This window comes from Streptomyces violaceusniger Tu 4113, assembly GCF_000147815.2.
GTDB lineage: Bacteria > Actinomycetota > Actinomycetes > Streptomycetales > Streptomycetaceae > Streptomyces > Streptomyces violaceusniger_A.
Window position 1 is genome coordinate 5,251,779 of sequence record NC_015957.1, and the last position, 20,356, is coordinate 5,272,134.

A 20,356-nucleotide genomic window follows, 5' to 3' on the forward strand; every position below is an offset into this window, starting at 1 on the left:
GACCGCACGCGAGCTCGTCGCTTCAGCTGCACCCGCCCGCTCGGCAAAGACGACCCCACGTACCTCTGCGGCCTGGCAGTATGCCGATCATGTCGCGGCGCCGGTGGCTCTTCTCCTCCGTCTCGGTCCTCCTCGCGCTCGGTGGGGCGTTTCTCTGGCCCCAGCCCACTGGGAGCACCGTCCTGTGGCATGACGACACACACCGTCCGAGAACGCTGGCGCGCCCTGGTCACCACCCGCCAGAACCACCTACGTGGCACCCGGTAGACGACACGGACACCGCCACATTGAGGTGGAGGTCAACCGCAGCAAACCAGAGACTACTTGGCAACCATTCGCGCAGGTCGGGCGTAGTCGACAGGCCGGAGGCCCACACGAGTTGAAACACCGACACTACCGCGCCGAGCGCCGCGAACACCGACAGCAGGAAGCCGAGCGCCGTCCTGAGCGGCACCCGTATCGAGCGGAACACCAGCATCAACAGAATGAAGGCCAAGCCGACCACGAGCGCCAGGTAGGGCAGCATCGCATCGTTGGGAACCTGCGAGAAGCCGGTGTTGATGGCCGTGGTGCCGGACAGGCAGATCTGCGCACTCGTCTCCCCAGGCCGGCCGCCTGCCGGTGCACGGATGTCGTGCACCGTCTCGGGTCGTCGCCGCGATGGCTCCGGTTCGACGGTGCGGGGTATGTACCGGAGAAATTCCAGGCCGGTGAGCGCGGAATGCGGCGGAGCAGCGGAGTTCAACGTTCAACAGGCCCGGTCGGCCTACTTCTTGAGGGGCTCAATCCCGAGGAGGGCTGCCGTCTTGTCGTAGACGCGGAGGGCGAGCGCCTCGTCCTGGGCCGGGCGCGAGGGCATGTCCGCCTTGGACTGGGTGAAGTAGCCGCCGCTGGGCTGCGGCGCCGGCAGGGCGCCAGCGAGCCATACCGGGGTCTTCACGCCCTCCTCGACCGGGATGGCGAACGGTTTGAACAGCGGCGCGGTCAGCCGCATCAGGCCACCGGCATTGCTGTTGATCGCGGTGCCCTTCACCATCCCCGGGTTGGCGCTGTAGATGTACATTCCGTCCGGCAGGCGGCGGGCCAGCTCGCGGGCGGCCAGCAGGCTGACCAGCTTGCTGGTGGCGTAGACGTTCGGCTGGTTGTAGAAACGGTTGCCCCACGAAGTCCCGGCCACGTCCGGGTCGTTGGCGTCGAGCCTGCCGCGCTTCTCCACAAACGAGGACATGTTGATGATCCGCGCTCCGTCGGTGAGCGCCCCTTCGGCCAGCAGGGCGTGCGTGAGGAGGAACGGGGCGTGGTGGTTGATGGCGTAGGTGCGCTCGACACCGTCCGCGGTCTGCCGGTACCCGGGGAAGGCCGCGCCCGCATTGTTGATGAGGACATCCACAGGGACGCCGTCGGCCGCCAGCTTCGCGGCCAGGAAGCGGACCTGCGACCACTGCTCCAAGTCGGCCGTGTAGGTCTTGGGCGGCGCGGCGTTGCCGCCGGCGGGGGCCAAGGCCGCCAGGCTGTCGGCCGCGGCACGGGTGCGTGCCTCGTCCCGGCCGACGAGCACGACGCTCTGGCCCAGCCTGACCAGGCGGCGTGCCGTCTCCAGGCCCAGGCCCGAACCGCCGCCGGTGATGACCGTGGTCGTGCTGTTCATTGCCGCTCCTTGTCCGGGTGCTCCGTCACTGGGTGGCCTCGCCGGCCGATGCCGCGCCGTCGACGACTTCGCGCAGCAGCGCGTGCAGGCGCAGCCGGCTCTCTCGGTCGAGGCGGGCGAACGGTGAGTGCTCGAGGGTGTGCTCCACGACGCGGTCGCGCAGGTCACATCCCTCAGGGGTGAGCTGAATGAACTTTGCGCGCCGGTCACCGGGGTGAGGGACGCGGCGCACCAGACCCCGCTTCTCCAGCCGGTCGATCATCGACGTGGCAGTCGACGCGTCACACTGCAGCCGATCAGCCAGACGGCGGGCGGTCGTCTCCTCCTCCCGGCTCAGCCGCCACAGCACATCAGTCTGAGTGTCGGTCAGACCCGCCTCGCGGGCCAGATCCTTCAACTCACCGTGCACCTGGGTACGGACCGCGAAGAGGTAATCGATCAACTGTTCACTGAGCCGGGCATCATCCACAACAACCAAAGTACATGGAAATTCCAATAATTGGAACTCCCATGCATACTCGGCCGACCCCGCCCACAGGAGCACGTACCCGCCCCCGCTTCCCAGCGGCACAAACCCACACCCGCCCGAAGAGTCGTTCTTGCCTGACGTGCCGGGACGGTCCGGCAACCCGCAGCTCCAGGCCGACCCACCTGAAAGTCACTCGCCGCAAGGTGACGCAGATGAGGACCGGAACAACCCGCCAGGTGTTGTCATCGACAAACCATGCGGCGAGCAAGTCGGCCACCGCCCTGCCGTAGTCCCGACGCCTCGACACCTCCGCGCCACAGCCCAGGACCGACCCCGGTGTGCCTATTGATCAGAAACTCATGGGGTTCACTCGTCGATGATGTAGCGGACGTGCGGGGCTTTGAAGTAGCCGGTGATGACATGGGGCTGGCGTTGTCGGCGGTGGAAGAACCTGCGGGTTTCGCTGGCGAGTTCGGTCTGGTTCCTGGCCCGGTGGCTGTGGGGAAGGCTGCGCTTGAGGTCGGCGTTGACCAGCTCGTCCGGGTTCAGCTCGGGTGAGTACGAGGGCAGGAAGTGCAGCTCGATCTTCTCCTCGTGGTCGGCGAGCCAGGCCCGGACGGCCTTCGAACGGTGGGCCGAGTGCCGGTCGACGATCAGGTGGACCTTCCGGCCGAAGTGCCCGACGAGCCTGGCGAGGAAGCGGCACATGACCGTCGCGTCGAACGACTCGGTGAAGACCATGAAGTGCATCCGGCCCTTGGTGCTGATCGCGGACATCGCGTTCACGGAGAACCGGTTCCCGGTTCGGCGGACCACCGGAGTCTGCCCCTTGACGCCCCAGGTACGGCCGGTGACCTGGTCCGAGCGGATCCCGACCTGGTCAGCGAACAGGATCTCGCCCCTCTCGGCCTTCGCCCGGGCCCGGATCGCCGGCCAGGTCTCCTCCTGCCAGGTCCGGACCCCTTCCGCATCCTGCTCGATGGCTCGCTTGTCCGGTCGCTGGAAGGTCAGCCCCCAGCGCTTGAGGTACTTGCCCACCCCGGGCTCGGTGAAGCGGACCCCGTACAGTTTGAAGATCAGTCGGCCTATCTGGCCCCGCGTCCACAGCTGACCGGAAAGCCCCAGGCCGGAGGGAGTGTGATCGAGGACAGCCTGCCGCACGGCGGCCTGCTCGGCCTCGGACAGGACCTGATGCTCACCCGCACAACGGCCTCGAGGACGCGACAGCAGCGCGTCCCGTCCGCCGGCCCGCCACCTCGCCCACCAGTTGTCCACCGCCCTGACCGACACCTTGAACAAGGCGGCAACCTCTACCCGGTCCCGGCCCTCCACCAGCGCGGATACCGCCAGCAACCGCACGGCCTCTTGCGCGTCCGGCGACCAGGTCCGCGCGTCCCCCACCAGATCACTCACACACCGTCAACGAGCCCGAACCCAAAGCGTTTCGGATCAATAGTAGATCTTCAGGCCTTCCCAGAGGAGCACCTTGTATACCGGTTCGTAAAAGCTGGAACGGTCCGCTTGGGGGTCGGAATCCCCGCAGGGCTCATCGACATAACTGCCGCCCGACAGGATGCCCAGAGCGGTCTCGTCGCTGAAGAGGGGTCCTCCGCTGTCACCATGCACCGAGCAGTTACTCACCTCGATCATGTGCCGGAGCGTGATGCCGTCGGTGTAGGTGACCGTCACGTCCGTCGCCAGCACCATGCCCACCAGGTCCTGGCTCATGGTCCCCACGCGCTTCACCTTCTCCCCCTCGAACGCAGAGGCGGAACGCGAGATCTGCCCTTCCGAGCCGTCCTTGTACTGGATCGTCCCGTACGGCGTGACGTTGCTGTTGGAGTACCCCACCACCCCGTAGTCGGACTGATCCGTGCCGTTCCCGAAGACCCAGTCGGTGGCCCTTCCGAGGGGAATGTCCCCGGTCCTGCGATGCCAGGTGACAGCGCCGTCCTCCATGCAATGGCCAGCGGTGAGCATGTACTTCTTGCCGCTGGCGTTCTGCACGTTGAACCCGGCGGTGCAAGTGGTGATCCAGCCCGACCCGCCCGAGGTGCATTCCGATGTGATGCCCAGGCCGCCGCGCATGGCATAGGCGGTCGATTCGATCTTGCTAGAGTGTTCGGTTATGTCGACCGCGTCTCCGTATCCGGAAACTGCCTTCTCGATTCGAGACCTGTCGGCGTCAGAAACCCCGTCGTAGATCTGTACGTTCACCCGGTTGCTGGTCTGGTCGATGCTCCAGGCAGTGTTGGGTACCCCTTCCAGTTGATCCAGTTTTGCCTTGGCAGAGCTGAGCTCAGTCGTGCTGTGCAGGACGACCTCCGCTACCGCCCCAGCGCTTTGCACGGTTTCTGCCGCGGCCTGATCGGTGACGGCGACAACGAGTCGTTCGTTCCGGTAGTAGATGCCGGCTGTGCGCTTGTTGCCCAGCTGATCGACAATCGCTGCCGCCTTGGCAGGATCGGTGAGTGGTGCCGGCGCTGCTTGGGCGGCGGTCAGGGTGGTGAGAGTGAGTAATCCGCCGACCACCGCCGCGACTATCCCCCGATACGCGTGATGACGTCTTCGCACGTATGCCCCTCATATTTCCGAAGTCGAAGTGCATTCCTGTTGATCGACGCGCTCCGGGCGAGGCTGGCACAGAAGATTAATAGTCGGTGAATTGGATACGAAAGTTCCGCTTACTGATGGCATGTTGGCCTGAATTTAGCGAGTTCGGCCGAAAAACCCCATCAGTAAAATGCGGAGTCGCCGCTGCACAGAAGCGAGCCAGAACCGAAACTCAACGACAAACGCTGCTGCCGAACGTGAATGAAGCCACTCTGGAGGCCGCTGCGGGCGAGCACGGTGAGGCGATGCGGCCCCAGACGGCGATCAGAGCCCGCTGGGACAGGCCGTACTGGCGGGTGCTCGGGCAGCGGCGCGGTGCGGCCCGAGCACTCTGGGACGTGCGGGTCAGCCGCCCTGGCCGATGCCCCCGATCGGGCCGACCTTCACCGGGGAGCCGGCGCCGTCCGTCACGGGCAGCGTGCCGCCGCCCGGCCAGTCGAGGGTGACCGACTTCGTCTCGTTCGGCGGAGTCACCACCAGCCCCGTGACGCGGACGCCGGAGCCGCCCGACTCGTTGATCGGGTAGTGACGCCGAAGTACGTCGACTCCCCGTCCTTGAGAACGTGCGGGTCGGCCGGCTCACCACTGCGCTTCGCGGACAGCGCCCCCTCGCTGGTCTTCAGATCGACGCCCGCGAACCCGGAGACCGTGCAGTCCCGGCCGCCACCGTTCTTCAGCGTCACCGCGACGGTGCCCTCGCCGTCGCCGTCGATGGTGCGGTCCGCCGCCGTGACCTCCAGCTCGTCGGTGCGGCACTTGCCGACCTTGCCGTTCTCGTCGGAGCCGGTCCCGGCGGCCGTGCCCTGCCCGCCGGAGTCCTTCCCGCCGCCCTGATCCGAACCGCCCGAGCCCGAACCGCCGCCCGAGGAACTCGCACTCGACGCGGACGACGAACGCGCCCACAACGGACCGCCCCCGATGGACCCGCTGATCCCGCGCCACTCGGCGCTCCCAGGCACCCAGTACGTACGCCAACCCCCCGGCACGCTTCCGTCATCGCGCGGGCCCGCGCAGCGGTCAGCAGCGGCCTCGTCGGTCGGGCGACCTCGTCATGGTCCTCGTCCTGCTCGCCCCTGTCGCCATGGTCCTGCGCGGCCGCGGGCCGGACCAAGGCGTGCGTGAGGCTCTGTCTCAGCCTCACAGACCACTGCGTCCACCTGGTCCCAGACCCGCCGCCAGACAGCTTGTGTCCTGACGCGGGACAGACTCCGCTATGCCCGGGCGAGTTCGCGCACTGTTGCCATGTCGCTGAAGGGGAGCAGTTTTTCACCGACGATCTGGTGCGGCTCGCTGCCTTTGCCGGCGATCAGAACGATGTCGTCCGGGCCCGCGGCCGACAGGGCGAAGGCGATCGCGCGACGGCGGTCGGTGAACCGTTCGAACGGTGTGCCGGTTGCCGTGAGACCTGGGGTGATCTGGTCCAGGATCGCCTCGGGGTCTTCGTTGCGGGGGTTGTCGGAGGTGAGGATGCACAGGTCGGAGTGGGTCCCGGCGATCTCGCCCATTTCGGCCCGCTTGGTGGTGTCACGGTCCCCGCCACAGCCGAAGACGGTGATGACACGGCCGGGGGCGAAGCCCCGGATGGTGGTCAGGACCTTGTCCAGGGAGTCCGGTGAGTGGGCGTAGTCCACGATCACCGATGTGCCGCGCGGGGTCCGAAAGCGTTCGAACCGGCCCGGGACCGGGGGCATCCGGTCGAGCGCGGCGACCAAGCCGCCCAGGTCGTGCCCCAGGGCGTGGCAGGCCGCCACGGTGGCCAGCGCGTTGGCCACCGAGTACCGGCCCGGTACGGGAATCGCCGCCGGATACTTGCGGCCGTCATGGTGCAGGACGAACCGCGTGCCGGAAGCATCCACGGTGAGCTCGGTGGCCCGGTAGTCCGCCGCCTCGGTGTCGAGGCCGTAGGTGGTGACCGCGCCGGGCATCATCGCCTGGATCCCGGCGCCCACCGGATCGTCGGCGTTGACCACCGCGCGCCGGCACAGGCCCTGGAACAGGCGAAGTTTGGCGTCCCGGTAGTTCTCCATCGTTCCATGATCGTCCAAGTGATCCTGCGTCAGGTTGGTGAAGACCCCGACGTCGATGAACGCGCAGTCCACCCGGTGCGTCAGCAGAGCCATCGACGTGGCCTCCAGCACCACGCTGCCGGCCCCGCGGTCGCGCATGCAGCCCAGCAGGTACTGCAAGTCCGGCGACTCAGGCGTGGTCAGGACCGACCTCGGCATCAAGATCGGCTCGTCGCCGATCCGGCTGCCGGCCGTCCCGATGACCCCCACCGTCGCGCCCTCGGAGAGTCGCAACACTGACTCGACCATGTACGACACCGACGTCTTCCCGTTGGTGCCGGTGATCGCCACCATGTCCATCTGCCGCCCCGGCGCACCAAAATAGCGGGAGGCGACGACCGCGGCTGCCGTCCGGGTGTCCGGCACCGACACGGCGCACACGCCCGCCGCCGACATCGGAAGATCGGGTGCCCCGCCGTCGACGAGTACCGCCGCCGCACCGCGTGCAAGGGCCGGTCCGACAGAGCCGGGACCGCCTTCACCGTGCCCGGGCACCGCGATGAACAGCGAACCCGGCGTCACCCGGCCGACGTCGAAGGTCGTTCCCGCGGTAATCCACGTCGTCTCCGGGTCACCCTGGAGAATGTGGTGGTCGTGCCCGGCCAGCAGCTCGCTCAGCTTCACAATGATCCCTTCGAAGGTGGCGCGGCCCGGTCGCGCGGCCGTCGCCAGGCGGCAGCACCGACGGAGCGCCGGAAGCTGCGGTGATGACGTGGAGCAGGGGGCGGGGACATGCCCGATGAGAGCCGGACGCGACGGCTCAGCCCAGCAGGCGACGTCCTACGTGTTCTCGGAAGTGCAGCGAGCCAGGGCAGGGGCCGTGAGAATCGCTAGCCGTGGCCGTGCAGCGCGCTGCGGCCGGTCTGCGGCGCCCGGGCGTCAGCCGCGGTCGCCAAGCCGACGGCTGCCGGACCCGAAGCGGCCGGACACAGCGCACCGGTGGCCTGCTGCAGGCACTCCCTCACGGCACGTGTACGACCCATGGGCCGAGTGTACTTTCACTCGAGCGGCTCGAAACCCACCTCCGGGGCGCCGCCGGGCCGGTGGCCCGCTCGCCACCGTCTGACAGCCGTGGCCGCACCTCGACACCGGCGCCGAAATGCATGACATGCGTCCGGTCCTGACCCGCTTCCGGGCCCTGCACCCGTCCGTCGAACTCCGGTTCAGGGAGGTGTTCTTCAGCGATCCGTTCGGAGCCTTGCGGGCCGGTGAGGTCGATGCGGTGTCCACCTGGCTGCCGGTCCGCGAGCCGGACCTGACCGTCGGAGTGGTGCTGCGCGAGGAATCGCTCCACTTGGTGGTGGCCGCGGACCACCCACTCGCCCGGCAGGAGTCGGTGAGCCTGGAGGTGCTCGGTGACCACATCGTTCCGCGCCTGAACGGCCTTCTTCCCGCCTATTGGGAGAGCGCCGTCCTGCCGGCCCGCACACCGGCTGGACGCCCCGTCCGCCGCGGCCCGGCCGTCGCCACCTTCTACGAGATCCTTGCCCTCGTCGCGGCAGGCGACGCGGTGTGCACAGTCCCCGACGAGGGGCGGCGCTACAACGCGCAGACCGACGTGGTCTACCTCCCCCTCCACGATGCCCCGCCCGTCCAGTGGGCCCTGATCTGGCGCACGGACCGCGCGACCCCACTGGTACGTGCACTCGCCGAGGCGGCGACGGACTGCGGGGACGCAACTGGGCGGTAGAGACGGGATGTGCCGGCGTCGGTGTCGTGTCCCCTCGGTCCCCATCCCGGCGATCGGTCGCCCCGCCCGTGGTGCCTTCCGCGAGGGCCTGGTCAAATCGGTCCAGCGAGGCCCGGAGCTTGCTCTGGGGGCGGTAATGAACTCGCCGGCGTCCTGCGGCTGTCCCAGGGCGGCGTAGCGCACGTCCTGGTTGTCCTCGAAGTCCGTCCTCCGGGTTGCGCCACCGGTCGGCGCCCACCAGCCAGATCTCCCGGCGCCGCACCGCCGTCCCGAAGCGCCACCAGCACGCATAGCTAGTAGGGGATGCACTCGACGCGGCCCGTGTCGTCCAGCACCGCTGCCCGCCAGCGCCTTCTCGCTGCCGACCACCGGGAAGATCACCCGCCGCACGGTGCCGGACGGCTCGGACAACGCCGCCTCCGCGACCCCCAGCAGCATGCCCTCCTTGCCCCGGATCTTCTTCAGCTCTGCGTTCAGCTCCTTGTCGACCTTCCGCTCCGCGCGGGTGTTGATCTTCAGTACGAGCTGGATGAACAGGTCCACCAGCGAGTCGGTGATCTCCGTCTGCCGCACGTGGCACAGCGTGGCCACCAGCGTCGTGCTGAACGGCGAGCGGTGACGTCGCTGGGCCTGCCTGCTGACCAGCGCGATGGGTGAACGCGGACGCCGGCTCAGCCGGCCTTAGCGGGATCTTCGGCTCGGGCCCGGGTGCTGGCGAGGCGATAGGAGTCGGTGCCGGTCTCGATGATCGTGCCGTTGCACGTCAGGCGGTCGACGATGGCCGCGCAGAGGCGGGGGTCCGTGAACGGTTCGAGGTGGGGCGGGCGGTGAAGAAGGCGGCACGGCACTCAGAGGAGACTGCTGGGGCTTAGCGTGGCAGCGCCCTGTCCGGGCGGCAGACATCGCATATCGCGATGTCCGGATGGGCCTGACTCTCGGCCGCTTCGCGGGTGGGAATGAGCGCGTGCTCGTTGCGGACCTGCCAGCAGTCGCGGCGGTGAAGGCGGCGGGAGGGGGCATCCTCGGTGTACTGGTGAAGCCTCTCGACCACCCACTGGCGACCCGCGATCGCCCCGTCCGTCGGCAGGAGCGAGTAGTCCTCGCCCGGAATTTTGGCGATCCGCTCGGACTCGACGCTGATCGGGGTGGGGGCTCCCATCATCTTCGTGGTGCCATCAGCCCCTTCGTGCCGCGCGGGGAGGATGGCCTCGCACTCATACCACCAGCGGCCGTCCCTCGAGCGATGGCGGGCAGTGACCACGACATCCAGCTCCTGACCGTCCGGCATCGTCGCCCTGGCCCACGGCCCGGCCTTCGACCGCCACTCCTCCGCATCCACCGTTCGATTCTAGTTCGATTACGGGGTTCGGGCTGACCAGGGCATCACCGCCACACCTCGCATACCCTGAGAAACCCCAGGGGGGTGCCTGTGGAGGTAGCCATGCGCCCCGTTTGGAGCGGTGCGGTGTCGTTCGGTCTGGTGACGATTCCGATCAAGATGTATTCGGCAACCGAAGATCATTCGATCCGGTTCCGGCAGATCCACATGCCCGACCACGGCCTCGTCCGAAACCGCAAGATCTGCGAGATCGAAGACCGCGAACTCGCCCCGGACGAAATCGGCCGCGCCTACGAGGTCTCGCCCGACCAGCTCGTCCCCATCACCGACGAAGACCTCGACCAGCTGCCCCTGCCCACCGCGAAGGCTATCGACGTGCAGGCCTTCGTGCCCGACGAGCGGCTCGACGCCATCCGCTACGGCAAGCCCTACTACCTCGAGCGGGACGGGGCCGTCGCCACCAAACCGTATGTGCTGCTGCGCGAGGCGCTCAAAAGGAGCGACAAGGTGGCCGTGGCGAAGTTCGCCTTCCACGGGCGCGAGCGCCTTGGCGCGCTCAGGGTCGTCGGCGACGCGATCGTCCTCCAGGTCATGCACTGGGACGACGAAATCCGATCGGCCGAAGGAATCGCGCCCAGCGGCGTTGACGTCTCCGACTCCGAGGTTGACGAGGCCATGGCCCTGATGGACGCCATCGGCCCCACCGACATCAGCCAGTACAAGGACCAGTACCGCGAAGCGATGGAAGCGATCATCCGAGCCAAAGCCGAAGGCGCCGAGCCACCCCACATGGAGGCGCCGGCCGAGCCCAAGGGCAAGGTCGTGGATCTGATGTCCGCCCTCCAGGACAGCGTGCGGGCCGCCAAGCAGAGCCGCGGCGAGGAAGCGGGCGAAGGCGAGGTCCGGGAGATGCGGCCCAGGAAGAAGGCCCCCGCCAAGAAGGCGACGAAGAAGACCGCCAAAAAGGCTCCGGCGAAGAAGCGGCCCGCGTCCTGACCTCCTCACCTCCTCCCTGCGTCACTCGCCGAAGCGTGGGCATACGAGGGTGGACCTGAGGGGGGACCTCCCGAAGGAGCACCGCCGTGATCAAGAAGCTGCACGACATCGGCCTGCGCTCGGAGCACGCCTACACCGCCGCCGTCGCCTCCATCGGCCTGTCGGTCCTCACCTGGGCCACCTCCCTCCGTGCCGAACCCGGTACCGGCCTCGACCGTGCCGACCGGTGGGGCATCTTCGTCGGTGAGTGGGCGCCCACCTTCTTCTGCCTCGGCCTCGCCCTGTCCCACTACGAGCAGGAAGAAGGCTCGCTGATGGGCAAGGCGCACGCCGACGGGGAACGACAGCGGCAGATGGCGGGCACCCCGTAGCACGACGTCCCACCCTGCACTTGTCAGGGAGCGAGCTCGGCTGGCGGCCAGGCGATGTGGGCGATGTTCTCGTATCCAAGGGAGGATGCCAGTCCCGGTCCAGGCCCGGACCGAGACCTCAGCGTCGGCCGGCACCACCTCGACGCCCGCCTCAGCAGCCGCCACGGCGACGCCGCGTAGGACCAAATGGGCCAGCCGCTCTGGCGTCCCAGCCCGTAACGTCCAGGAGCAGCCCGCCGAGCGACGGCGTGTGCGCCGCGAGTGGCGCCGTGCCGATCAGCTGTTGGCGTACTCCCTGACGGTGGTCTCCAGCTCGGTGAGAGTCTCCGCGGCTGCGCTGATGCCAAGGATCCCCAGCACCGACACGCAGTCGGCAGCGTAGCGGCCCAGCGTCACCCGGTGCAGCAGTGCGGCGACCGCGGTGTGCACCACCATGAACAGGCTGGTCCGGGTGGTCGCGGCGAGCCGGTTCAGGCGGGCGTGCAGCGCGGCGTCGAGTGTGAAGGGGACGGTCTCCCCGCGGTGTGCGGAGACCGGCGGCCGGGGACGGTCCAGCGGCAGCTGCAGCACCTCCGGGGCGCCGTGCAGGATCCGCGCCCAGTGGTCGACGCCGGTGTCCGGGTCGCGGTCGAGCAGGCGGAGGGTGTAGTCCGCGTACTGCACGGGTGTGCTCGTCCACTGCGGGGCGTCGCCCGCGGCGCGGGCCCGGTAGGCGGTGGACAGGTCACGGGCCAGCGGACCGAGCGACCAGCCGTCGGCGGCGATGTGGTGCAGCAGGAGCAGGAGTACGTGGTGCTCGGGTGCGGTCTCGTGGAGCACGGCGCGGACGGGGAGTTCTGTCTCCAGGTCGAATACGTGCGCGGACGCGGCGGCGAGCAGTTGGGGCAGTGCCGCCTCCGAGGTGACCACCGTCCGAAACGGCAGGCCCTCGGCGTCGCGGATCCGCTGGTACGGCTCGCCGTGGTGTTCCACCACGGTGGTGCGCAGGCTCTCGTGCCTGTCCAGCAGGTCGCCGAGGGCCGCCCGCAGGGGTTCCACACGCAGCGGCCCGGTGAACCGGACGGCGAAGGACATGTTGTACACGGAATTGGGGCCGGCGAACCGGTCGAAGAACCACAGCCGTCGCTGCGCGGGCGAGAGCGGTACGCGCTCCGGTCGCGGGGCGGCGGCCGCCCGGACGGGAGCCACGGCAGCGCCCTGCGGGACGTGGCGTGCCAGGTCGGCGACGACCGGGGCGTCGAACAGGGTGCGGATACTCAACTCACGGCCGGTCTCCGCGCGCAGCCGGTTGATCAGACGGGTGGCGAGCAGCGAGTGTCCGCCCAGGTCGAAGAAGTTGTCCTCGGCGCCGACCTCGGCCAGTCCCAGGGTCTCGGCGAACAGGTCGCACAGCAGCCGTTCTTCCGGGTTCTCCGGCCTGCGGCTCACCGGCAGCGCGGTCTCCGCAGGCGGCAGGGCGGCGCGGTCCAGCTTGCCGTTCCCGGTCAGCGGGATCTCGTCGACAGGGACGACGAAGGCGGGCACCATGTGCGCGGGCAGCACCGTGCGGGCATGGGCGCGCAGTTCCGCGGCCGACGGCGTCTCGGCCGGGCCGGTCCCGGCCGCTCGCCTGGCCGGGACGACGTAGCAGAGCAGGCGGCCGCCGTCGGCGCCGGTCTCGGCGAGCACCACGGCCCGGTCCACGGCAGGATGCTGTTCGAGCGCTCGATCTCGCCGGGCTCGATCCGGTAGCCGCGCATCTTCACCTGCTGGTCGATCCGACCGAGGTACTCCAGCGTGCCGTCCGGCCGCTGCCGCGCGAGGTCCCCGGACCGGTACATCCGGGTGCCGGGCACACCGAACGGGTCGGGGACGAACCGGCTCGCGGTGAGCGCCGGCCGGTCCAGATAGCCGCGGGTCACGCCGGGGCCGGACACGTGGATCTCGCCGGGGCAGCCCGGCGGCACCGGTCGTAGCGCGTGGTCCAGCAGCCGCAGGCGGAGGTCGGACAGCGCGGTTCCGATGACGCTCGCGGTCTCTTCGGGGTCGGTCAGCTCGATGTACGTCGCGTGGACGGTGGTCTCGGTGATCCCGTACATGTTGACCAGGGCGGCCCGGCCCGGGCCGTGCCAGGAGCGGACGCGGGACGGTTCCAGAGCCTCCCCCGCGCATACGATCACCCGCAGGTCGGGCAACGCGTCCGCGCCGGCCTCCTCCTCGGCCCGCAGGAACTGGTAGAAGGCCGAGGGAGTCTGGTTCAGGGCGGTGACTCGCTCCCGGCGCAGCAGCGCCAAGAGGTCCCTGGGCGAGCGGGCCACGTCGTCCGGCACCACCACCAGCCGCCCGCCGCGGCCGAGAGCCGTCCACATCTCCCAGACGGAGACGTCGAAGGCGTAGGAGTGGAACAGGGCGTGTACATCGGCGTCGAACCGGAACCACTCGTCGGTCGTGGCCAGCAGCCGTACGACATTGCGGTGGGTGACCAGGACGCCCTTGGGCCGACCGGTGGAACCGGAGGTGTAGATGACGTAGGCGACCGCCTCGGGGTCCACGGTCACGGCGGGCGGGTGCGCCGGGTGGGTGGCGGCCGTGTCGGGGCCGTCGAAGAGGATCTGCGGCTGCGGGACCGGCAGCGGGGCGCCCGTCACGACGAGCACGGGGCCGGCCTCCGCGAGCACCCCCCGGATACGCTCCTCGGGGTACGTCGGGTCCAGGGGCAGATAGCCCGCGCCCGACTTCAGCACCGCCAGGATCGCGACGACGAGGTCCGCCGAACGCTCCAGCACCAGGCCGACCAGGCGCTCCGGTCCCGCGCCGCGCTCGATCAGGAGGTGGGCGAGACGGTTGGCGCGCGCGTCGACCTCCGCGTAGGACAGGGTAGTGCCGCCGTGGGTGAGGGCCGGGGCCGCCGGCCGGCGGCGCACCTGCGCGGCGAACAGGGCGGTCAGCGTGGCCGGCCCGGTGTCCCGGTCCGGGGCGGGCGCGGGGGCTTCGAGATCGGCGCGCTCGTCGGGCAGCAGCAGGTCGACGCGTCCCAGGGGCGCCGCCGGGTCGTCGGCCATCCGGTCGAGGACGACGCGCAGGCGGTCGAGCAGACGGCCGGCCGCCTCGCCGTCGAACAGGTCGGTGTTGTGATCGAGTTGGAGCCGCAGCCGGTCGCCGGGCACGGCGATCAGCGTCAGCGGGTAGTGGGTGCCGTCGCGGCCCTGGACCTCCCGCAGCTCCAGGTCGGGTACCAGGGTGGCCAGTTCCTCGTCGTCGACCGGATAGTTCTCGAAGACGACGACGGTGTCGAAGAGTTCGGCGTGCCCGGTGACCGTCTGCAGGGTCGTCAGGTCGGCGTGCTGGTGGTCGAGCATGGACAGTTGCTGGGCCCGCAGGTCCGCCAGGCAGTCGGCGACCGGTTGGCGTGGGTCGAGGGGGACCCGGACCGGCACGGTGTTGATCAGCAGGCCGACGATCCGTTCCGCGCCGGGTAGTTCGGCGGGCCGGCCGGAGACCGTGGCGCCGAACACCACGTCGTCCCGTCCGGTCAGGGCGCCGAGCAGGATCGCCCAGGCCAGTCGCAGGACGACGCTGGTCGTCAGGCCGCCTTCCCGCGCCAGGGCCTCGACGCGGGCGGTGAACTCGGGGTCCAGTTCGGCGGTCGTGCGGCGACGTGCCCCGGTCGCGCCACGCCGGCCGGGGCCGCCGACCAGGGTCGGGCCGTCCACGGACGCCAGCAGCGCGCGCCAGGCGGACTCGTCCGCGCGGGCGTCCCTGGTGGCCAGCCAGTCGAGGAAGTCGCGGTACGGAGTGGCGGGCGGCAGCGGGTGACCGGCGTAGAGCGAGAACAGTTCCCTGATCAGGATTGGCATGGACCAGCCGTCGACCAGGAGATGGTGCGTGGTCAGGACGAAGGTGTGCCGGTCGGCGGACCTGCGCAGCAGCGCGGCGCGCATCAGTGGGGGGTCGGCGAGGTCGAAGCGGCGCCGGCGGTCGGCGGCGAGGAAGCCCTCCAGGTCCTCCGGTGCGGGCGTCTCGCGCCACTCCACGACGGAGCCCGGTACCACCACCTGGACGGGCCGGCCCGACGCGCCGGGCCGGACACCGGCGGAGAGCTGCGGGTGGCGGCGCAGCAGGCGGTGCAGCGCGTCCCGCAACGCGTCGGCGTCGAGTGTCCCGTCGAGGTCGAAGACGAACTGGACGAGGTAGGGGTCCACCCCATCGTGGTCGTAGAGCGAGTGGAAGAGCAGGCCCTGGGCCAACGGCGGCAGTGGCAGTTCACCGGTGGCGCGGGACCGGGCCCGGTCGACCAGCGCGCGCAGGACGTCGAACCATCGCTCGGCCAGGCCGGCGACGCGCGTCGCGTCGAGCAGGCCGCCGGGCCAGGACCAGTGGGCGACCAGTTCAGGGCCGTCCGGGCGGTCGGTGATCACCGTGTCCAGCTCGACGGCGTGGCTCATGGCCGGCCCGGCCGCGGTGGTCAGGCCGCCATCCGACGGGACCCCGGCGGCGGTCACGTCGGCCAGCACCGACCAGGGGCCTTCGCCGCCGACGCCGAAGCGGCCCAGGTAGTTGAAGGCGAACTGCGGCGTGCGGCGGGCGGCGAGGGCGGGAGCGCTCTGCGGGTTGAGATAGCGCAGCAGACCGTGGGTCAGTCCCGCGCGGCCGGAGTCACGGGTGCGGGAGCGCACCTGGGCGACCGCGCCGTCCAGGGCGATCGGGTCGGTCCGCGCCTCGGCCCAGGAGCAGCCGGGGTCGAGTACCACGGGATACAGGGTGGTGAACCAGCCGACCGTGCGGGACAGGTCAAGGTTGTCCGCGAACTCCTCACGTCCGTGGCACTCCAGGTCCACGGCAAGCGCGTCCGGGCCGTCCCGCCAGTCGGCGGCGGCCAAGGCGAACGCGGTGAGCAGCAGGTCCTGCACCGAGCAGTCGAAAGCCGCGGTCGCGTCGCTCAGCAGGCGCGCGGTGAGCGCGCCGGGCAGGGTGGCGGTGTGGCGGCGCCGGGTGTCCTCAGTGTCCGACGCGGGATCCAGGGGGCGCGCGGCGACCGGTGGTTCCACGGGCTCCGGCCGCTCGTGCGAGAACGTGTGGAGCACGGCGGGGTGATGGGCGTACCCCACCAGTGCCTTCGCCCACTGCGCGAAGGAAGTCCCGGTCGGTTGCAGCGTCGGGGTCCGGCCCCGGTGTACCGCGTCCCAGGCGGTTTCGAGGTCGTCCCGGAGGATGCGCCAGGAGACACCGTCGACCCCGAGGTGGTGCACTGTGAGGGTCAAAGCGCCCGCCGTCCCGGGCCCGGGGTCCCGCCAGCGCGCGTGCACCATCCGGCCGCGCTCCGGGACGGTCGGCGGGCCCGGCCGGTTCAGCTCGACCGGCACGGTGGGCAGCACCTCCAGCGACCAGATCGGGCCCGTGACGGTCAGGGAGAGCCTCAGCATGGGGTGGTGATCGACGAGGGCCTGCACCACCGCGCGGACCTGATCCTCGGTGCTGCCCACCGGGGTGCGCACCGTCAGGGACTGGACGAACCCGTGGAGTATGCCGCCGCGTTCACGCAGCCAGTGCATGACGGGCGTCAGCGGCACCGCGGAGTCGTCCGCGTCGTCCAGCGCGATCCGATGCGCGGGAAGCCTGTCGTCCGCGAGTGCGGCGGCGAGTCCGGCGACGGTGGGGGTGCGGAAGACGTCCGGGGTGGTGATCGCCAGACCGGCGCGCTGCGCCGCCGCCGCGAGTTGGATCGCCTGGATGCTGTCCCCGCCGAGCCGGAAGAAGTCCTCGTCGAGGGGGACGTCCGGCACGCCGAGCAGCTCGCCCACCAGCTCGGCGAGCAGCTTCTCGGCGGGCGTGCGCGGGGCCGCGCCCCTCCCGGCGCTGCGAGCGGCGACCGCGGACTCCGGCGCGGGCAGCGCGGCCCGATCCAGCTTGCCGTTGCGGGTCAGGGGCAACCGGTCCACGGCCACCACTGCGGTCGGCAGCATGTAAGCGGGCAGCCGGTCGAGCAGCGCCGCCGTGTCGAGACCGTCCGCCGCACCGCCGGACACGGTCACGTAGGAGACGAGCCGCCGCCCTCCCGGGCGCTCCTGAGCAACGGTCGCGGCCTGCCCGACCCGCGGGTCGGCACGTAGCACGGCGTCGATCTCGCCCGTCTCGATCCGGTGACCGCGCAGCTTGATCTGCCCGTCGGCACGACCGGCGAACTCCAGCCGACCGTCCGCACTCCACCGGGCCAGATCGCCCGTGCGGTAGACGCGCGCCCCCGGCGGCCCCGACGGGTCGGGGACGAAGCGCTCCGCGGTCGCACCCGCCCTCCCCACGTAACCGCGCGCCACCCCCGCTCCCCCGAGATACAGCTCCCCCACCGACCCCGGCGGCACGGGCCGCAACGCGTCGTCGAGAAGCAGCACCCGCTTGCCATCCAGCGGGCCGCCGATGGGGACGGACGCGGCGTCCGCAGGCAGTTGCGGGACCGCGTACCGGGTCGCGAAGACCGTGGTCTCGGTGGGCCCGTAGCCGTTGACGACGGTGAGACCCGGCAGTGCCTGCCGCACCGCGCGGACGGCGTCCGGGGACACCACGTCCCCTCCGGTCCACACCTGGCGGACACCGGCCAGGCAGGCCGGGTCCTCGGCGGCGATGGCGTGGAAGAGTCCGGCGGTCAGCCACAGCCCGGTCACCCCGGTCTCCGCCACGGTCCGGGCCAGTTCGGCCGGGCCGAGATGTCCTGGCGCGGCGACGACCACCTCACCGCCGGTCAGGAGCGGCACCCATAGCTCCAGGTTGAACGCGTCGAAGGCGTGCGGCGAGTGCAGCAGGACCCTGTCCGCGCCACCCTCGGACCACCAGCGGTCGGCGGCGAGCGAGGCCAGGGCGCTCTGTGTGATGCCAACCCCTTTGGGCCGGCCCGTGGAACCGGACGTGAACATCACGCAGGCGAGAGCGTCCGGTGACGTCCCGACCCCGGCGGGCGCATCATCGCCGTCCGCGTCGGAGTCGGCTCGCACGTCCAGCACGCTCAGACCACGGTCACGGGCGTATGTCACGATGGCGTCGCCCCCGGTGTGCCGGTCGGTGACCAGCAGCCGCGCGTCCGCGTCGGACAGGACGGTCTCCTGCCGTGGCGACGCGTCGTCCCGATGCAGGGGTACGTATGCCGCGCCCGCCCGCACCACAGCGAGAGCGGCGACGATCAGATCCACCGAGCGTTCCAGAAGCAGGGCGACAGTGCGCTCCGGCCCCGCACCGGCGGCGACCAGCGCACCGGCCAACGCAGCGGCACGCCCGTCCAGTTCGCGGTAGGTCAGCCGCTGACCCGTTCCTGCGCAGCGCACCGCGAAGGCGTCCGGGGCGCGGCGTACCCGGTCCGCGAACCGGTCGACGGCGGTGTCGGCGGATGCGGCCGAGGTGGGCGCGCCCGTACCCAGGGCGACGAGACGGCGGCGCTCCCCCGTGGTGGTGGTTGCGACTCGCGCCAGGGGCGTGCCGCGTTCGGCCCGCGCCACCTGCCTCAGCACGTGCGGGAAGCGGTCGGCGACGCCTCGCAGGAGGTCCTCGCCGTGGTTGGCGGGGTTGGCGTCGAAGTCAAGGCGCAGTTCGCCATCACCGCGGTCGTGCGCGAAGAATGAGAGGTCCTCGGACGGCGGCGCCTGGAGGTTGCGGACGGTCGCGGTGAGCGAACCGAAGCGCAGCGGCCGGTCGAACCGCTGGATGTTGAGGACCGGCCCGAAGAACCTGCGTCCGTCGTCAGGAGGGTCCACCTCCCGGCGCAGGCGCTCGCCCCGGTAGCGCTGGTGCCGGCGCACCGCCCGCAGTTCTTCGGCCACTTCCTCGAGCAGGCGGCCGACGGACGCGGCCGGGTCGACGCGGAGCCGCAGCGGCAGGACGTTGGCTGTCATCGCCGGGACGCGGCGGACGAGTTCGGCGGACCGGCCGGCGACCGGCAGGCTCAGCACGACATCCCGGTCACCGGTCATCGCGTGCAACTGGATCGCTGTGGCCGCGGCGAACAACCGGGTCCAGCGATGCCCGAGCCGTCGCGCGCCGTCCCTCAGCTCGGTGAACTCCGCCGCCGGCAGCCCCCTGCTGGTGCGCATCGACCGGTCCGACGCCGCCGCCGGACCCGCTCCGAGCGTCGGGAAGTGCGACCGGCCCGCCAACCGCTCCCTCCACCGGCCGCCGTCCGCGTCGTGCTCGGCGGAACCGCGGTATGCCGTCTCGGCGTCGATCAGCGCCCGAAGCCCGCTCCAGCCGCTTGGCGGCACCGGGCTGCCCTCGTACAGATGACGGTAGACTTCAGCGGCCCGTTCGGCGAACAGTGCCATGCCCGCCCCGTCGAGGGCGATGTGATGGACTCGGTGGAACAGCAGAGTGCGGTCGTCGCTCACGCGCAGCACCGCGCCGAAGAACAACGGCCCCGCGTCGCAGCCTCCCGCCTCGGCCATGGCCGCCCGCATCCACTTCAGCGCCGCGGCATCCGGGTCGGGCGTCTTGCGCAGGTCGACCGTCTCGACGGCGTGCTCGACATCGGCGACGAGCCACTGCACGGGGGCCACCGAACCGGCCGCTCCCATACGGACGTTCACCGCCTCGCACTCGGCGGCCGTCCTGGCGACCGCGGTCGCCAGCAGGTCGACGGCGACCGGGCCGTCCAGCTCGAGGTACTCCGCCCACTGGTACGCGTCCGGCCCGCCGAACCCCCCGCGTTCGGCGAGCCATACCCCCAGCTGCGCGTCGGTGAGTGGCAGTGGAACACGGTTGTCTGGCATATGAGCGAGCGTTCCCATCCGTCCCGTCGGTGGTATTCCGACGACTGCCGTCCGATGTGTACGTGTCGATCAAAAAACGATGCACATCATGGAAACACGAGAGGCAATGAACAAGTAAAGCGTTGGCAATGTGATAGATCTCACGATTAATCAGGTAACAGCAAAGATGCAGGTGGGTACGGTCTCGGGAGACAGAAGGACGAATTTCAGTCGCACCTGAGGCCGCTTTACCTTCCTCTCCGAGAACTCGACCAAAAAGTCACCCCGGTGGCCGATTGATCTCCACCGCCGAGAAGGGCACCCTTTTCGGCCTCAGTTCGAGCAGGACAGCCGGGCGGTGAGGACGACTTGGACAAGGGCGGTGACGCGGTGGTGCTTTCAGCAAGGTGAAGGAGAGCCGTCCCTTTCGGGTGACGTGCGACAGTGGCGACCCACTTC

The 20,356-nt window shown here is 70.2% G+C and carries 12 protein-coding genes and 4 pseudogenes; 4 read left to right on the forward strand and 12 right to left on the reverse strand.

The window, feature by feature from the left end:
• Positions 1-358: 358 nt before the first annotated feature.
• From STRVI_RS54675 to STRVI_RS52830, 8 genes and pseudogenes are all read right to left on the reverse strand, one after another.
• Positions 359-661 (reverse strand): annotated as a pseudogene (locus STRVI_RS54675) (MMPL family transporter); the annotation flags it as partial.
• 105 nt (positions 662-766) lie between these two features.
• Positions 767-1,648, reverse strand: a complete 882-nt coding sequence (locus STRVI_RS21735) for an SDR family NAD(P)-dependent oxidoreductase (protein ID WP_014057791.1) — start codon at positions 1,646-1,648, stop codon at positions 767-769.
• A gap of 25 nt (positions 1,649-1,673) precedes the next feature.
• The gene (locus tag STRVI_RS21740) at positions 1,674-2,117 is read right to left on the reverse strand and encodes a MarR family winged helix-turn-helix transcriptional regulator (RefSeq protein ID WP_043236301.1); all 444 of its coding nucleotides are present in this window, start codon (positions 2,115-2,117) and stop codon (positions 1,674-1,676) included.
• 366 nt (positions 2,118-2,483) lie between these two features.
• Complete coding sequence (locus tag STRVI_RS21745; protein WP_167543197.1) at positions 2,484-3,530, reverse strand: IS630 family transposase; 1,047 nt, start codon at positions 3,528-3,530, stop codon at positions 2,484-2,486.
• 36 nt (positions 3,531-3,566) lie between these two features.
• Entirely contained in the window at positions 3,567-4,649 is a 1,083-nt protein-coding gene (locus STRVI_RS21750) for a S1 family peptidase (RefSeq protein WP_043236303.1), read from the reverse strand.
• A 426-nt stretch (positions 4,650-5,075) separates the two neighbouring features.
• Positions 5,076-5,662, reverse strand: a pseudogene (locus STRVI_RS21755) (DUF4232 domain-containing protein).
• A gap of 279 nt (positions 5,663-5,941) precedes the next feature.
• Positions 5,942-7,420, reverse strand: coding sequence for a UDP-N-acetylmuramoyl-L-alanyl-D-glutamate--2,6-diaminopimelate ligase (locus STRVI_RS21760; protein ID WP_014057794.1), 1,479 nt, complete (start codon positions 7,418-7,420; stop codon positions 5,942-5,944).
• Positions 7,421-7,626: 206 nt separating this feature from the next.
• Entirely contained in the window at positions 7,627-7,779 is a 153-nt protein-coding gene (locus STRVI_RS52830) for a hypothetical protein (protein WP_162953233.1), read from the reverse strand.
• A 125-nt stretch (positions 7,780-7,904) separates the two neighbouring features.
• Between STRVI_RS52830 and STRVI_RS21765 the strand changes: the two genes are divergently transcribed.
• Positions 7,905-8,486: a LysR family substrate-binding domain-containing protein gene (locus tag STRVI_RS21765; RefSeq protein ID WP_251982706.1), complete on the forward strand. Its 582-nt coding sequence runs from the start codon at positions 7,905-7,907 to the stop codon at positions 8,484-8,486.
• A gap of 436 nt (positions 8,487-8,922) precedes the next feature.
• Complete coding sequence (locus STRVI_RS50800) at positions 8,923-9,105, forward strand: hypothetical protein (RefSeq protein ID WP_150112907.1); 183 nt, start codon at positions 8,923-8,925, stop codon at positions 9,103-9,105.
• 52 nt (positions 9,106-9,157) lie between these two features.
• Here the strand turns inward: STRVI_RS50800 and STRVI_RS48310 are convergent.
• Positions 9,158-9,292 (reverse strand): annotated as a pseudogene (locus STRVI_RS48310) (IS21-like element helper ATPase IstB); the annotation flags it as partial.
• A gap of 62 nt (positions 9,293-9,354) precedes the next feature.
• Entirely contained in the window at positions 9,355-9,825 is a 471-nt protein-coding gene (locus STRVI_RS21775) for a DUF6233 domain-containing protein (RefSeq protein WP_043236309.1), read from the reverse strand.
• Positions 9,826-9,927: 102 nt separating this feature from the next.
• On the opposite strand from STRVI_RS21775, the gene STRVI_RS21780 reads away from it, so the two are divergent.
• Positions 9,928-10,821 carry a Ku protein gene (locus STRVI_RS21780; RefSeq protein WP_014057796.1) on the forward strand — a complete coding sequence of 298 codons (894 nt, stop codon included), beginning with the start codon at positions 9,928-9,930 and terminating at the stop codon, positions 10,819-10,821.
• Positions 10,822-10,907: 86 nt separating this feature from the next.
• A complete protein-coding gene (locus STRVI_RS21785; protein ID WP_014057797.1) occupies positions 10,908-11,192 on the forward strand; it encodes a hypothetical protein in 285 nt (94 codons plus the stop codon).
• 276 nt (positions 11,193-11,468) lie between these two features.
• Here the strand turns inward: STRVI_RS21785 and STRVI_RS53545 are convergent, their stop codons facing one another.
• Complete coding sequence (locus STRVI_RS53545) at positions 11,469-12,875, reverse strand: condensation domain-containing protein (protein WP_078505339.1); 1,407 nt, start codon at positions 12,873-12,875, stop codon at positions 11,469-11,471.
• A gap of 77 nt (positions 12,876-12,952) precedes the next feature.
• Positions 12,953-19,936, reverse strand: a pseudogene (locus STRVI_RS54680) (amino acid adenylation domain-containing protein); the annotation flags it as partial.
• Between the last annotated feature and the right edge of the window lie 420 nt (positions 19,937-20,356).